Here is a 15,324-nt window from a genome sequence, read left to right as displayed (position 1 = left end):
GTGCCTCACGTCGGCCGCCGGGTACGGCAGCGGCGTTCGGGGGTCACGGTGGGGTGACCCGGGGCGCGAGGGTGCCGGCCTGGGCGCCGGAGAGGTGGTCGAGGGAATGGCCGCAGGTCTCGACTCGGAAGACGAGCGTGATGAGGAACCCGCAGGCGCAGGCCGCGGCCACCGCGTAGAGGAGTGCGGCCTCGCCGATGCCGGCCAGCATCACCGGGAAGAGGAACGTGCCGAGAGCCGCGCCCAGTTTGCCGCAGCCGGCCGCGAACCCGTGTCCCGCCGCACGCATCTCGGACGGGAAGACCTCGGCGGGCAGGGCGAACGTGGTGGCGTTGGGCCCCAGGTTCATAAAGGTGTTGAACAGTGCGAAGCCCAGCATCACCAGGCCGAGATGTGCCTTGGCTCCTCCGGACATCTGGGTGCTCGTCGCGAGGACGCACAGCGCGATCGCCATGACCGCGAAGCCGGTCAGTTGCAGCGGGATCCGGCCGACCCGGTCGATCAGCAGCACGGCCACGACGAACCCGACGACGAGGAAGACGTCCAGCACGGCGGTGCCCTTGGTGGACGCGATGTCGTCCGCGATGAACGTGGTGTCGGCGTGGCTCAGCGCGAACGAGGCCAGCAAAGTGGGGGTGAAGATGCCGACCCCGTAGGTGGCGATGTCCATCAGGAACCACGGGGCCGCGGTGAAGACGGTGCGTCGGCGCCACTGACGGGAGAAGAGCTGGGGCTGGAGGAACGCCCGCACCCCCTCCGCCGGCGGCGCGTGCCGTTCCCGGTCCGCGGCGGTCACTTGCACTGGTGCGCCGACGAGCGCCCGACCGACCTCGCGGGCCTGGTTCTCGTGCCCGTTCTGGGCGAGCCAGCGTGGACTCTCCGGCACCCGGCGGCGCAGCCAGATGATGAACAGGGCCGGGATCATCCCGAATCCCAGCATGATCCGCCACGAGCTCACCTGCGGCCGGGCCTGGAGGACCACGACTCCCGTCGCCGCACCCAGCACGATGCCCACCGCCTGCAGGCTGAAGGCGCCGACCAGCCATCGTCCACGCGCCTTGGACGGCAGGATCTCGGCCAGGTAGCTCGCGGCGATCGGGTAGTCCAGGCCGACCGCGATGCCCAGCGCGCATCGGAAGATCATCAGGGACCAGACGTCCCACGCGGCCGCGCACAGGATCGAGAAGACGACGAACAGCCACAGGTCGACCCGGAAGATGCGGCTGCGTCCGATGCGGTCTCCCAGAGGTCCCAGCAGCGCCGCGCCGAACACCGAGCCCACGATGGCGGCCGCGGACAGCATGCCCTTCTGCACCGCGGTCACCGAGAAGTCCTTGGCGATCAGGGGATTGGCGACACCGATGACGAAGAAGTCGAATCCGTCGAGCAGAATGCCCAGACCGGCCAGCAGCCAGAACCGGATGTGCATGCGGGAGATGGCGGCGTCGTCCAGTGCTTCGCCCAGGGGCCGCAATCGGTCGGCGTTCCTGAGCGGTGTCTTGGTGGTCATGTCGTCCTTACCGGTGGCTCGGGGACAGGGCTCGCCGTGGGCCATCCTCCCGACGTGATCACGCCGGACGGGGACGACCGGGCGACGCGACGGCACCAAGGCACTCGAACGGACGTACTCGCTCCGGCCGGTGCAGGCGCCGGGAGCGCCGGGAAGGGTCCCGATTGACCATGCTCATCTGCTGGGTTTCTTCGCAGAACTGGCTATCGTGAAAGCATGAAACGGACCTCATTCTCCGGCTGGCCCTGCTCCATCGCGCGGACCGTCGACCTGCTCGGTGACAGTTGGACGCCCCTCGTCCTGCGCGAGGCCTTCTACGGGATCCGTCGCTTCGACGAGTTCCAGCGGGAGTTGGGCATCGCCCGCAACACGCTGACCGACCGGCTGAACCTGCTGGTGGACGAGGGAATCATGGAGAAGCGGCTCTACCAGGGCGAGCCGCGGCGCTACGAGTATCTGCCGACGGAGAAGGGGCGGGATCTCTTCGCCGTGCTCGCGGCGATGTCCCGGTGGGGCGACAGGTGGCTGGCGGGGGAGGAGGGCGTCCCCGTGGTGCTGCACCACGATGTGTGCGGTCATGACACCTATGCAGAGGTGGTGTGCGCCGCGTGCCACAAGCCGCTGGAGGCCGAGGACACATCGATACGGATGGGGCCCGGCTACCCGGAGCGCCTGAAGCGGCGGCCGGATGTCCAGCGACGGTTCGGCACCGTCTGAACGACTCAATCGCGCGGTCCCTTGACAGGTGAGTCTCGTAAAGCAACTCTGGTGGTCATTCCCTGGATGCTGAGGAGGTCGACCGACTTGGAGTGGACGGGCGCACGGTACGCGGACAAGCCCACCCTCGAGGTGAGCACCTGGATCGACGCTCCACCGGAACGGGTGTGGGGTCTGGTCTGCGACATCAGCCTGATGCCGGGCATGAGCGATGAACTCCAGTCGGTCGAATGGCTCGACGGCGCCGCAGGACCCGCGGTGGGGGCCAGATTCGTCGGCCACAGCAAGCACGAGGCGTTCGGGGAGTGGCAGACGACCTCCCACGTCATCGAGTACGAGCCGGGGCGGGTGTTCGCCTGGGCGGTGGAGGACCCGGCCAACCCGTCGGCGGTCTGGCGCTTCCGCGTCCGGCCCAAGGACGGCGGGACCGAGCTGTCGGAGTGGATGCAACTGGGTCCGGGCCGCTCCGGTCTGTCGTTCGCGATCGACCGGATGCCGGAGAAGGAACAGAAGATCGTGTTCGTGCGGCTGCGCGAGTTCGAGGGTGCCATCGCCGCCACGCTGGAGAAGATCAAGGAAAGGGCGGAGGCCTGATGCGCACTGCCACAACGGTCGAGGCGTCCGGCGGTGAACCCTGGTCGCAGCAGACCGACTTCGTCGTCGAGGCCGAGAAGCTGGGCCTGGACATCTGCTGGGTGGCGGAGGCATGGGGCTCGGACGCGCCCTCCGCGCTCGGCTACTACGCCGCGCTCACCGACCGCATGCTGCTGGGGTCCGGTGTCATGCAGCTGGGTACGCGTACCCCGGCGGCCGTGGCGCAGACCGCGATGACGCTGTCCAATCTGTCCGGCGGGCGGTTCCTGCTCGGCCTGGGTGCCTCGGGTCCGCAGGTGATCGAGGGCCTGCACGGGGTCCCCTTCGCCCGGCCGCTGAAGCGTATGCGCGAGACCGTGGAGATCGTGCGGCGGGTGGTCGAGGGCGGCAAACTCTCCCACTCAGGATCGGAGTTCCAGATTCCGCTGCCCGGCGGGGACGCCGTCCCGATGCGGCTGTCGATGCGAGCGGAACACCGGATCCCCATCTACCTGGCCGCGCTGTCCCCGGCGATGCTGCGACTGACCGGTGAGGTCGCCGACGGCTGGCTGGGAACCAGCTTCGTGCCCGAGGGGGCCGCCGGCGCCTACTTCGCCCATCTGGACGACGGCCTGGCCCGCAGCGGGCGTACCCGGGCGGATCTCGACATCTGCCAGGGTGCCGAGGTCGCCTTCGCCCCGGACGAGGACGCACTCGGCGCGATGACCGCCCGGCGGAAGAAGGAACTGGCCTTCAGTCTGGGCGGCATGGGATCGGCGTCCACGAACTTCTACAACAACGCCTACAGCCGCCAGGGCTGGGCCGAGGTCGCCACCGAGATCCGCGCCCGCTGGCAGGCCGGTGACCGGGACGGTGCGGCCGGCCTCGTGACCGACGAGATGGTGCTGGGCACGACGCTGATCGGTACCGAGCCCATGGTGCGGCAGCGGCTGACGGTGTGGCGCGACGCCGGCGTGGACACCGTCCGTCTCTACCCGGCCGGGGAGACCCTGGAAGCCCGGCTCACCACGCTGGCGAGGGCGATCGAATTGGTGCGGGAGGTCGACAACGCGTCATGAGCGCGGTTGCCGCCCCCGCCGGCCGCAGGGTGGTTTTTGGGTGCCGACGGGCCTGAATGAACGTCACATTCCTTTTCACCGCCCCTCCTCTCTCCGGGAACCCGCCCTTTCCGCCGCCGAATTCACCCGATGCCAGTCAGTAATAGGGCCCCGGGGTGAGGCACCCTCGCGCAGGGGCGGGTCCCTGTGGGAAGGTGGTGTTCCGCCGAAGGAAACGATTCGCCGGAATGCGGGGCCATCGCGCGCACCTGACTGAATTTCGACGGCTGGCGTTGCATTTCAGCCCGTTCGAGGCGTGCGCCGGTGCGTCGTCCGATTCATGGGGCGCTCATTCGCACGATCATTTGCGCGCGGAAAGCTTATGCTTCCGCGTGCTCTCTTTGTGCTTCGGTGCCCCGTTTCTGTAGGCCGTGCCCCGGATCTACGTTGGGCGGGAGACTTGAAATCCCCTTACCGACAGGCCGTCCGGCCTGTCCCGGCCTTTCGCGTCCGTGGGGTGATGCTCCCATGTCTTCCACCGGTCTTGTGCTGCTCAAAGGTGGTCCGAGCGATGCTCCGCAAGTCGTCCACGCACCGCCCGGCGGAACGGACGACCCGGTGAAGCTCACGTATCGCGACGGTTACGACCACTACGAATTCACCGGTGAGTTCGTCGACATCGGTGCGGGTCCGATGCCCGTCTACCGCTGGGCGCGCCACACCCGGTACGCGGAATAGCCGACCCCCGATTCCACAGCCGAACGTGCGGACTCCACGCGAAAACCGGTGCGGCCACCTTTTTCCGGCGGTGGCACCCATGCACCCACCCATCGCCTCCTGGAGGTCAAGATGAGCAATCCCCATAAGCGGAAGCGGGTTGACGAGACATCGGCCGGGCCGGCCCGCGGTGGAGTGCACGCGAGGGATGTCATGGTGACCGGCATGGGTTTCTGCCTGCCGGGCAGCAGCCGGCCCGTGTTCACCGGGGACGACATCTGGGACGTCGCCTCACACGGCAGATCCTGCCTTGCGCACGGCGATGTCTACTACGGCGCGGTCGACCTGTCCCAGGCCATGTTCGACGCCCGGCTGCCGGACATCCCGTCGACGTTCTCCCGGCACTACACCAACGCTCACCGGTTCGGGCTGGTGTCCCTGGTGGAGGCCTGCGCGGACGCGGGACTCGACTTCCGCGCCGGTGACTTGACCGAGGCCGCCGTGCTCGCCGGGCGCGGCGGGGTCGACTCCAATGTGGAGCCCTACCTGGCCGTGCTGACCGCCGATCCGCTGACGACCAGCCCGCAGGAGGCCATGGAGCTGTTCGTACGGGGCCAGCAGGGACTGACCCCCTCGGACGTCTCCCTGGTGCAGGGCGCCCTGGTTCGGTCGACCGGCCCCTGCTTCACCGTGTCCTGCGGCTGTGCCTCGTCCGCGGTACAGGTCGGCACCGCCCGGCAGTTGATCGCCGACGGTGTGGTCGACCTCGCCGTCGTGTCGGGCGTCGATCTCTTCGGCCTCGACGTCATCCTCAACGTCCAGCGGCTGCTGCGCTCCGCCCAGGGCGCCTACGACGCCGTACGCGTCGAGGGCATGCCCGAACTCCTGCCGTCCTTCGACCGTCTGATGCGTCCCTACGACCGCAGGGCGGACTGTGTGAACCACGGCGAGGGCGCGGCCACCCTCGTTCTGGAGTCCCGACGGCACGCCGACCAGCGGGGCGCGCGCCCCTACGGACGGGTGCTGGCCAATGCCATGACCCGCGACGGGCTGATGAACCCCCTGGCCAGCGACGACAGCGGTGCCGCCCTGGTGAGAGCCGTTCACCGGTGTCTGGGCGACCGCTGGGACATCGCGCAGGTGCCGTACATCCACGGCGGCAGCGACGGCGATGTCGTGGTCACCGCGTTCGAGGCGAACGCGGTCAGGCAGCTCTACGGCCCGGACAGCGATGTGGTGATGACCTCGCAGGAGGCCTGCTTCGGGCACAACGGCGCGCCGTCGGGCTGTGTCGGAGTGGCGCTGAGTCTGCTGATGATGGAACGGGGCGCGGTCTGCCCCACGGCGAACTGCGAAGAGCCCGCGGACGACCTGCCGTTCGACCCCGTCGCCGGGACCCGCACCAGGCCCCTCGACTTCGACTATGCGCTGACCTGCAACTATCAGATCGGCGGCGTGAAGAGTGTGATTCTCGTGGGCAGCCCGAACGCCAGGTGACACCGGGCGCCCGCCCCGCACACCGCCGCCTCTCCGGCCCGCGCCCCGGACCCGCGGCCCGCGGAACGCACCCGATGCCGTGCCCACCCACCCGGCCGGCACCGACCGCCTCCGCCCTCGGCGTGCCACTCGCACCAATTCACCCCAACGGAGGGGCTCGTGGGACACAAGGAGCAGGAACCGGCAGGCGGCGACGGCGGCCGCATCGCAGTCATCGGCATGGGCTGCCGGCTTCCCGGGGACGTCGACTCGCCCGGGGCGCTGTGGCAGTTGCTCGCTGCCGGACGCGACGCGGTCGGAGACCCGCCGGCCACCCGTACGGAGATCGGACGGACCCCGGACGCTGCGTCGCCCCGGCAGGGCGGCTGGCTGAGCGACATCTCAGGCTTCGACGCCGCGTTCTTCGGGGTCTCGGGACGGGAGGCGGACATACTCGACCCCCAGCACCGGCTGTTGCTCGAGGTGTCCTGGGAGGCCCTGGAACATGCGGGCCTGCTGCCCGACCGCCTCGTGGGCACGCCGACCGGGGTGTTCACCGGCCTGAGCTACACCGACTACATGGACCGCCTGGCCGGGCATCCCAAGGAACTGGAGGGGGCCGTCCTCACGAACGGACACTGCGTCGCGCCCGGCCGCATCTCCTATCTCCTCGGGCTCCAGGGGCCGTCCGTCGCCCTGGACACCGCGTGCTCGTCCTCCCTGGTCGCCCTGCATCTGGCGGGGCAGGCCCTGGAGAGAGAGGAGTGCGATGTCGCCCTCGCCGGTGGCGTCTCCCTGATGCTCGCCTCCCGCACCACGCGGTCGTTCCTCCGTATGGGCATGCTCTCGCCGACGGCGCGCTGCCGCGCGTTCGACGCGGCGGCCGACGGGTTCGTGCGCGGCGAGGGCTGCGCCGTCGTCGTCCTCAAACGGCTGCGGGACGCCGTGCGGGACGGGGACCGGGTGCTGGCCGTGGTCCGGGGCTCCGCCGTGAACCAGGACGGCCGCTCGGACGGCCTCGCCGCGCCCTCGGCGGTGGCCCAGCAGGCGCTGTTCCGCCAGGCCCTCACCCGCGCCGCTGTCGACCCCGGCGACGTCGGCATGATCGAGGCGCACGGCACGGGCACCCCGGTCGGTGACCCCGTGGAGTTCACCAGCCTGGCCCGCGTCTACGGTACCGGCCGGGACCGCTGTGCCCTGGGTTCGGTGAAGACCAACCTGGGGCACCTGGAGCCCGCCGCGGGCGTCACCGGACTGCTGAAGGCGGTGATGTGCCTACGACAGGGTGTGGTCCCGGCGAGCCTGCACTTCACCCGGTGGAACACCGCCATCGAGGCGGAGGGCACGCGCTTCTTCGTGCCCGACCGGCTGACGGACTGGCCCGCACGCACCGCGACCCGGCTCGCGGCCGTCTCCTCGTTCGGGTTCTCCGGCACCAACGCCCATGTGGTGCTGGAGCAGGCGCCCGTCCCGGCCCGGCGCGGCTCTCCGGGCACCCGTCGTCCCGCACGTCCGGCGGCCGCCCGCTGCCATGTGCTGCTGATACCGGCGGGCTCCGCCGACGTGCTGCCCACCGCGGCCCGGCGCCTCGCCGACTGGCTGGAGGACGAGGGAGCGAGCACGCCCCTCGGCGACATCGCCCACACCCTCGCGCTGCGCCGCCCGGCCGGACGCGGCCGACTGGGCGTGGTGGCCTCCTCGCGCCCCTCTCTCGTGGCCGCCCTGCGGGCGTTCGCCGACGGGCAGGCCGTGCCGGGCGTGGTCTCGGGCACGGTGGCGGCCGGTGTGTGCAGGCAGCCGGTCTGGGTCTTCTCCGGACAGGGCTCGCAGTGGCCGGGCATGGCCCGCGCGTTCCTCGCCCACGAACCCGCTTTCGCCGCCGCCCTGACCGAGGTCGATCCCCTGATCGCCGAGGAGGCCGGCTTCTCCGTCCTGGACATCGTGCGCGAGGGACGGGAGGTGACGGACTGCGGCCGCGTGCAGCCGGTGTTGTTCGCCGTGCAGACCGCGCTGGCCGCCACCTGGCGGGCCTACGGTGTGGAGCCCGCCGGGGTCATCGGTCACTCGATGGGCGAAATCGCCGCCGCGGTCGTCGCGGGAGCCCTGTCGCTGCGGGACGGCGTTCGGGTGATCTGCCGGCGCTCCGCGCTGCTGACCCGCGTCGCGGGCGCCGGCGCCATGGCCACCGTCGCGCTGGGCCGCGCGGAGGCGGAGGCGGATCTGACGGCCGCCGGCGCCGAGGCGTCGGTGTCCGTCGCGGTGCTCGCGGCCCCCGGCTCCACCGTCATCGCCGGTGCCCCGGAGCAGGTGGAGCGACTGGTCGAGCGCTGGGACGCCCGCGGCATCCCCGCCCGGCTGATCGCGGTCGATATCGCCTCGCACTCCCCGCAGGTGGAACCGCTGCTGGAGGAACTCACCGCCGGTCTCACCGATCTGACACCCCGTCCGCCCACGGTGCCGTTCTACTCCACCGTGCTGGACGACCCGCGGTCCGTGCCCGTCTTCGACGCCCGGTACTGGTGTCACAACCTCCGGCGTCCGGTGCGGTTCGCGGACGCGGTCCGTGCCGCCGCCCAGGACCGGCACACGGTCTATGTGGAGGTGTCTCCCCACCCGGTGGTCACCCACGCCGTCACGGGCAGCCTCAGGGGACTCGTCGAAAACCCCGTCGTCCTGCCGACGTTACGACGCGAGGGCAACGAGCAGGCGACCTTCCGCAGCCAGCTCGCCGGCCTGCACTGCGCCGGTGCACCCGTCGACTGGAGCGTGCTCCACGGCGACGGCGCCCTCGCCGACGTACCCACTCTCACCTTCGACCGCAGGCGCCACTGGGTGGATCCGGGCGACCGGCCCGACGCCGAGGGCCCCGTCACGGGCTCGCCCCTCCCGGCAGCGGCGGGCGCGGGCGGCGGGCACGACTCCCTGCCCGGGATCCACGGGACGACACCGGGCCGCCCCGTCCGGCACACCTGGCGTGGCGATGCCGGGACCCGGGCCCACCCCTGGCTGGCGGACCACCGGGTGAACAACGCGGTGGTGCTTCCCGGAGCCGCCTACTGCGCTCTCGCCCTCACCGCCGCCTGCCAGATCTTCCAGGCACCGCCACGCGACGTCGAGGTCACCGACATCGCCTTCCACGAACTGCTCGCGCCGACCGACCGCACGGACCTCGTCATGACGGCGGACCTGACCGCCCAGGACCGCGCCACCTGCCAGGTCTTCGCACGCGCCGACAGCGAGGAGCACGGCGCGGACGGCGGGAGCGAGGAGCGGTGGGTGCCCCACGCCGGTGCCGTGCTGCGGGCGGGCGGACCGTCACACGAACCCGAGCCCGCCTCCGTACCCGCGCTGGCCCTGCAACACCCCCGGGTCCTGCCCTCCGCCACTCTGTACCAGCGGCTGCGCTCCCGTGGCCTGCACCACGGAGCCGCCTTCGCGGGGCTCGGCGAGGTGCATCTCTCGCCCGCCCGCGACAGCGTCTGGGCGCGGGTCTCCCTCCCGCACTCGGCCGGCCCCGTACCGGGTTCGCTCGCTGTCCATCCGGTTCGGGTGGACCTGTGCGCCCAGCTGGCGGTGGCGACCCTGGCAGGGGACGAGCCCGGCGGCGGCCTCGTACTCCCGGTGGGTGCACGGTCGTTGAAGGTCCACGGGGATCCCTCCGCGATCGTCTTCGGCCATGCGGAGATCACCCGGAAACAGCCCGGTGGTGTCACCGCGGACGCCCGGCTGCTGACCGGGGACGGCCACCCCGTGATCACCCTGTCCGGTCTGCGCCTGGTGCACCGGGAGCTCACCGACGACAGCGATGTCGACCGTTGGTTCTACGCCGTCGACTGGCAGCCCGCACCCGCGGCCCCGCCCGCCGGGGCCGCCACCGACGCACCGGCCGGCGGCTGGCTGGTGGTCGGAGAACAGGGCGCGGCCGCCGAGGCACTCGCCGAGGCGCTCCGCACCGCCGGGGCCGACGCCCAGAGCGTCACCCTCGGGGAACGGGCACACGATGCCGCCGTGCTGCGGTCCCGCCTCGCCGCCCGGGAACCGCACTCGGCGCCCGGCGCGGTGGTGTTCGTGTGCGGGCCGACCGACGCACCGCAGGCGCCCGGGCCGGCATCCGCCCGGTCGGCCACCTCCGGGGTCCCGTACTCCGACCCCACCGCGGACGCCCTGGAGCGCACCCGGCGGCTCCTGGACGTCACCCGGGCCGTCGTGAACTGCCCCCGCCCACCGAGGCTCTACGTCCTGACCAGGGGCGCCCGCGCGATCGCGCCGGGTGAGACGGAAGACCCGGGGCAGAGCCCGCTGCGGGGGCTGATGCGCGTAGTGGCCCATGAACACCCCGAGGTCCGTCCCGTACTGCTCGACGTGGGACGGTCCGACGACGACCTGCGGCAGGCAGCCCGCCCGCTGCTCGGCCCCCCGCCCGGCGACGAGTCGGCCCTGCGCGACGGAGAGTGCCGCGTGGCCCGGCTCGTCCCCGCACCGGTGACGGACACCGAACGCCTGACCGCGACCGCCCGCACCGTGCGCCACGGCGTGGACCGCTTCCGCCTGCGCGCCGGCCGTTCCGGGGACCTGGGTTCCCTGCACCTCGTCGTGGCCTCGCACACGACACCGGGGCCGGGAGAAGTGGAACTCCGCGTCCGCGCGGCCGGATTGAACTTCCGCGACGTCCTCACTGTCATGGGACTCCTTCCGGCCGCCGAGGGCGGACCGGTCGGGGAAGCCCCCATCGGCTTCGAATGCACCGGCACGGTGACCGCCGTGGGCCCCGGCGTCGGACACGTCCGTGTCGGGGACCCCGTGCTCGCCGTGGACCTCTCCGGCGGCGCCTTCGCCTCCTTCACCACGGTCCGCGCCGACGCCGTGGTGCCGCTCCCGGCAGGCACGGACGCCGTCGCCGCGGCGGGCCTTCCGACGGCGTACCTCACCGCCTGGTACGCCCTGCGGCATGTGGCCCGCCTCAGCGAGGGTGAGCGCGTGCTGATCCACTCGGCCACCGGCGGCACGGGCCTGGCGGCCGTCGCCGTCGCCCGCCTTCTGGGGGCCGAGGTACTGGCCACGGCCGGGAACGACGAGAAACGCGGGTTTCTGCGAGGCATGGGCGTCCGCCACGTCATGGACTCCCGTTCGCTCGACTTCACCGAGCGGACCCGCGAGGCGACCGGAGGCGAGGGCGTCGACGTCGTCCTCAACTCGCTGTCGGGACCGGCGATCCGAGCCGGAGTGGAGGCACTGCGCCCCTTCGGTCGGTTCGTCGAACTCGGTCTCCGTGACATCCTCGACGACAGCGCGCTGGGGCTGGCGCCGTTCCGGCACAACGTCACCTTCAGCACCGTCGATCTCATCGAACTCCAGCGCAGGCGCCCGGAGTTCTTCCACCGCCTCCTGCACGAGGTCATCGGCCTGTTCACGGAGGGCCGGCTGAAGGTGCTGCCGCACCAGGAGTTCCCCCTGCCCCGGGCCACGGAGGCGTTCCGGTTCATGGCGGGCGCCGGTCATATCGGCAAGCTCGTACTGACCGTCCCCGAACAGGGCGCCGGGACCGCGGTGTACGACGAGCCGACGTCGCCCGTCCGCTCCGACGGCGCCTACATCGTCACCGGAGGGCTACGGGGCGTCGGACTGGCCACGGCGGCCCACCTCGCCCGACTGGGCGCGGCCCACCTCGTCCTCAACGGCCGTACGGCGCCCAGCGACAGCTGCGCCGCCGAACTGGCCCGGCTGCGAGCCACCGGCACCCGTGTCACCGTAGAACTGGGTGACGCCTCACGACCCGGGGTCGCGGAACGACTCATGTCCGTCGCGACCGCCGACGGGCTGCCGCTCCGTGGCGTGGTGCACTCGGCCATGGTCCTCGACGACGCGGTCGTCGCCCACATCACCGACGAACAACTCGAACGCGTATGGCGGCCCAAGGTCACCGCGGCATGGCGACTCCACATGGCCCTGGCCGAGCACGCGCCCGACTGGTTCGTGCTCCACTCCTCCATGGCCTCGCTCCTGGGCAATCCGGGCCAGGGCGCCTATGCCGCCGCCAACGCCTGGCTGGACGGCTTCGCCGCCTGGCGGACCGCCCAGGGGCTGCCCACCCTGGCCGTCAACTGGGGCCCCTGGGGAGAGACCGGCCGGGCGACCGGCTTCGCCGACCGGGGCTACGAGACCATTGCCACCCAGGACGGCCTGCGCGCCCTGGGCGTACTGCTCACCCACCGGCGCACGGCCACCGGCGTCCTGCCCGGCCCACCGGCGACCTGGATCCTGCCCGCCGTCCGCACCACCACGTTCTTCGCGGGCCTGCTGGGCGACCACGAGGGCCAGGGCACCGCACCCGGGCACAGCGAGCCCGGGACCGGACCCGACATCCGCTCCCGGCTCGCCGGTCTCGACTCCCCGCACGCCCGCCGCAGCGCGCTGGAGGACTATCTCGCCGACGAGATGCGCACCGTCCTGCAATCCGGCAACTCGCGACCTGACCCGCAGACACCGCTGCGCAGCCTCGGCTTCGACTCACTGCTGTCCATGGAACTGCGCACCCGGCTCCAGGCGGGACTGGGCATCAGACTTGCCAACGATTTCGTGTGGAGGCACCCCACCATCGCCTCGCTCGCCACCGGTCTGGCCCACCGGATGGGCCTGGACCTGTCGTGACGGCGGGGCGGGGGAGGCGGACACCGAAGCGCTGCCGGCTCGTCGGGTCACCGCGACCGAGACGTGGTGACAGCCCGGCGGAACGGCACCCGGCAATGTCCTGTGGGATCAATGACTGGCCGTACACTCGGCAGTCGCCCATACGGCGGTAAACCGTCTACAGGAAGGTTTCGTTGCTCGTGTTCCAGGATGCCCCGATCTATCACCGGCTCGTAGCAGAGCGCGGCGACGTGCCCGCGCGCGTCCGCGACGCGGCCGAGAGCATACGTCGCGAGTTGGAAGGAGTCATGCGCACGGGGCAGCCACCCGGCCCTTCCCGACCGGACCTGTTCACTCCCGCTTCGCAAGGTCGGCAGACCTCCGCGCTGCCCCCCGGCTCGCTGCCGCAGTGACGCCGCGCCGCCGGTCGCCGCTCCCGCGAGGCAGGTGACGAGGGCGGTGCTTACCGGGGCCGCCGCTCCGCAAGCGCCGCCCCGACCGCTTCGCACATGCGGCCCCCACACCTGCGCGCCGGGGTCTCCGGACGGTTCTTACCACCTCACGGCACACTGGGTCGCGTGGACGAAGAGGTCAGAGCTCTGCACGAGCGACTCGCGCGACTGGAACAACTGCTCACCACGGCCATGGAGAAGCCGGTCGAGCCGGCCTGGCGCCGGCCCACGGCCCGCGAGTCGCGCTGGGCCGTCACCGCGGCCGTGCTCGGCGCGGTCGCTCTGCAACTGCTGCTCCCCGAGCGTTTGGCGTTCCGGCCGGAATGGCTGCTGCCCGCGCTGGAACTGCTGCTGCTGGTCCTGCTCCTCCCCGCCCACCGCGCGCGCACGAAACGGACGACCTCGCTGCTGCGGGGCTGCGGGTTGACGCTGGCCGGCATCGTCAGCCTCGCCAACGGATGGTCCGCGGTGCTCCTGATCCGGGGTCTGGTGCGCGGAACCGAGGGAGGCGACGCCAGAACACTGCTGATGACGGCAGCGGCCATCTGGCTGACCAACGTCATCGTGTTCGCTCTCTGGTACTGGGAGTGGGATCGGGGCGGACCGGTGGCCCGGGCCGAGGGCGGCAGTGACTGTCCGGACTTTCTCTTTCCGCAGATGCAGAGCAAGGAACTGACGCAGGCGGACTGGGAGCCGGCGTTCGCCGACTACCTGTACGTGTCCTTCACCAACGCCACCGCCTTCAGCCCCACCGACACCATGCCACTGTCCCGCTGGGCGAAGCTGCTGATGGCGAGCCAGGCGTCGATCTCTCTGCTCACCCTGGCCCTGGTGGTAGCGCGTTCGGTGAACATCATCGGCGGGTGAGCGCCGTTCTCCGGCAGGGGGAGCCAGGGGCCGCGTCACGGCCGGGTGTACCTCCAACTGCTCATGGCCAACCCCGTGCGGCCGGGACGCACCGTCAGGACCGGCCCAACGGTGGGACGGCTCGTCCGACCAGGGACGACCGGGTGCAGCGACGGTCGCGGGCGGGACGGGGCCGGGACGGCGGGGACGGTGGGCTTGAGGGGCACGGCGGGTGCGGCGGTCGCGGTCGGTGCCTTGGGGACGAGGGGCACAGGGGGCACGGCGGGAGCGGTCGGCACGGTGGGCGCCGTGTGCTTGCCGGGCGCGGTGGGTGCCGTGTGCTTGCCGGGCGCGGTGGGTGCCGTGGGTGTGGCCGTGCTCGGAAGGCGGACGGGTGTGCTCAGGTGGGCGAAGACGACGGTGTTCGACAGGTACTCATGGGCGCTGCGGTTGTAGGAACCGCCGCAGGTGATGAGGCGTAGTTGGGGAGTGGGAGCGTCGGCGTAGACCCGCTTGTCGGGGAAGTGGGCCTTGCTGAACGTCTCGACGGAGTCGACCTGGAAGCGGGCCGTGGTGCCGTCGGCACGGGTGATGTCGATGGTGTTGCCGGGTCTGAGGAAGCGCAGGTAGACGAAGACGGCGGGACCGGTGGTGGTGTCGACATGGCCGGCCACGATCGCCGTGCCTCGTTCACCCGGTGAGGCGCCGTCCTTGTACCAGCCCGCGAGGTTCCTGTCGGCGGCGGGCGGCGGTTTCAGATGTCCCGAGGAATCCAGGGACAGATCGGTGAAGGGGGCGTCCACGCCGATCTGCGGGATGACGAGCCGTTCGGGTGCCGACCGGGGCAGTGCTCCCAGGACGGAGGGTGCGTTCGTCCTCGGCGCGGGCTCAGCCGGAGGCAGCGCGGCGGGCGGCGGACCGGCCGCCGGCTGGAGGGCCGCCGCGGACGGGGCCGGGGGTTTGGGATCGGAGGGCGGCGCTGCCATCGAGTGGTGAATGAGCAGTCCGCCCAATGCGACGGCTGCGGCCGGCCACAGAAGGGCGCGGTTGACGGTACGGACGGGTGGGGCGGCGGGCTGGTCCGTCGGGGCCGGCAGTGAGGAGGTCATGGGAGCGCGCCTGTTCATCAGCGGGAGCGGCGGTCATGCGTCGACGGGTCGGCCGTCGTTCGGCGCGGGACCGGCACCCGCGGCGGCACCACGGCCGGGGCTGCTGTCGCCGTTTCCTGGAGCGACAGCAGCCCGTGACCGTGACCGCATGAGTGCCGGCGGGGGTGAGCCGGTCAGATTCCCGCGGTGCCGCGGCGGCGGAGCATGAAGGCGCCCGCTCCGAGGCCGCCGAGGAGCAG

At 71.7% G+C, this 15,324-nt stretch carries 9 protein-coding genes and 1 pseudogene; 8 read left to right on the top strand and 2 right to left on the bottom strand.

What is annotated here, in order from left to right; translation table 11 throughout:
* Window positions 1-43 precede the first annotated feature (43 nt).
* On the bottom strand, window positions 44-1,510 hold the full coding sequence (locus ACFY2Z_RS10745) for an MFS transporter (RefSeq protein WP_390743818.1): 1,467 nt from the start codon (window positions 1,508-1,510) through the stop codon (window positions 44-46).
* Window positions 1,511-1,726: 216 nt separating this feature from the next.
* Here ACFY2Z_RS10745 and ACFY2Z_RS10740 point away from each other — a divergent pair, with 216 nt between their 5' ends.
* The 8 genes from ACFY2Z_RS10740 (at window position 1,727) to ACFY2Z_RS10705 (ending at window position 13,997) form a co-directional block, all read left to right on the top strand.
* On the top strand, window positions 1,727-2,227 hold the full coding sequence (locus ACFY2Z_RS10740) for a winged helix-turn-helix transcriptional regulator (protein WP_390743817.1): 501 nt from the start codon (window positions 1,727-1,729) through the stop codon (window positions 2,225-2,227).
* Window positions 2,228-2,314: 87 nt separating this feature from the next.
* A complete protein-coding gene (locus ACFY2Z_RS10735; protein WP_390743816.1) occupies window positions 2,315-2,821 on the top strand; it encodes an SRPBCC family protein in 507 nt (168 codons plus the stop codon).
* Window positions 2,821-3,879 (top strand): LLM class flavin-dependent oxidoreductase, encoded by a 1,059-nt coding sequence (locus ACFY2Z_RS10730; RefSeq protein ID WP_390743815.1) that lies wholly within the window; start codon window positions 2,821-2,823, stop codon window positions 3,877-3,879. The genes ACFY2Z_RS10735 and ACFY2Z_RS10730 overlap by 1 nt, the downstream gene beginning before the upstream one ends.
* Before the next feature lie 507 nt (window positions 3,880-4,386).
* A complete protein-coding gene (locus ACFY2Z_RS10725; RefSeq protein ID WP_390743814.1) occupies window positions 4,387-4,596 on the top strand; it encodes a DUF5988 family protein in 210 nt (69 codons plus the stop codon).
* A gap of 192 nt (window positions 4,597-4,788) precedes the next feature.
* Window positions 4,789-6,072 carry a beta-ketoacyl synthase N-terminal-like domain-containing protein gene (locus ACFY2Z_RS10720; protein ID WP_390744073.1) on the top strand — a complete coding sequence of 428 codons (1,284 nt, stop codon included), beginning with the start codon at window positions 4,789-4,791 and terminating at the stop codon, window positions 6,070-6,072.
* 159 nt (window positions 6,073-6,231) lie between these two features.
* A complete protein-coding gene (locus tag ACFY2Z_RS10715; protein ID WP_390743813.1) occupies window positions 6,232-12,699 on the top strand; it encodes an SDR family NAD(P)-dependent oxidoreductase in 6,468 nt (2,155 codons plus the stop codon).
* 179 nt (window positions 12,700-12,878) lie between these two features.
* A complete protein-coding gene (locus ACFY2Z_RS10710) occupies window positions 12,879-13,091 on the top strand; it encodes a hypothetical protein (protein WP_390744072.1) in 213 nt (70 codons plus the stop codon).
* Window positions 13,092-13,256: 165 nt separating this feature from the next.
* Entirely contained in the window at window positions 13,257-13,997 is a 741-nt protein-coding gene (locus ACFY2Z_RS10705) for a hypothetical protein (protein WP_390743812.1), read from the top strand.
* Between the two features lie 374 nt (window positions 13,998-14,371).
* Here ACFY2Z_RS10705 and ACFY2Z_RS10700 read toward each other — a convergent pair.
* A pseudogene (locus ACFY2Z_RS10700) lies at window positions 14,372-15,103 on the bottom strand (class F sortase); the annotation flags it as partial.
* Window positions 15,104-15,324 lie beyond the last annotated feature (221 nt).

The sequence above is a fragment of the Streptomyces sp. NPDC001222 genome, assembly GCF_042896945.1.
GTDB classification, from domain to species: domain Bacteria; phylum Actinomycetota; class Actinomycetes; order Streptomycetales; family Streptomycetaceae; genus Streptomyces; species Streptomyces gibsoniae.
Note: the sequence above shows the minus strand (reverse complement) of the source record. Positions and strands in the feature narration are given on the sequence as shown.

Coding starts and splice junctions, on each gene's coding strand:
- ACFY2Z_RS10745 (WP_390743818.1), bottom strand. CDS start 1,510: ATGACCACCAAGACACCGCTCAGGAACGCCGACCGATTGCGGCCCCTG.
- ACFY2Z_RS10740 (WP_390743817.1), top strand. CDS start 1,727: ATGAAACGGACCTCATTCTCCGGCTGGCCCTGCTCCATCGCGCGGACC.
- ACFY2Z_RS10730 (WP_390743815.1), top strand. CDS start 2,821: ATGCGCACTGCCACAACGGTCGAGGCGTCCGGCGGTGAACCCTGGTCG.
- ACFY2Z_RS10725 (WP_390743814.1), top strand. CDS start 4,387: ATGTCTTCCACCGGTCTTGTGCTGCTCAAAGGTGGTCCGAGCGATGCT.
- ACFY2Z_RS10720 (WP_390744073.1), top strand. CDS start 4,789: ATGGTGACCGGCATGGGTTTCTGCCTGCCGGGCAGCAGCCGGCCCGTG.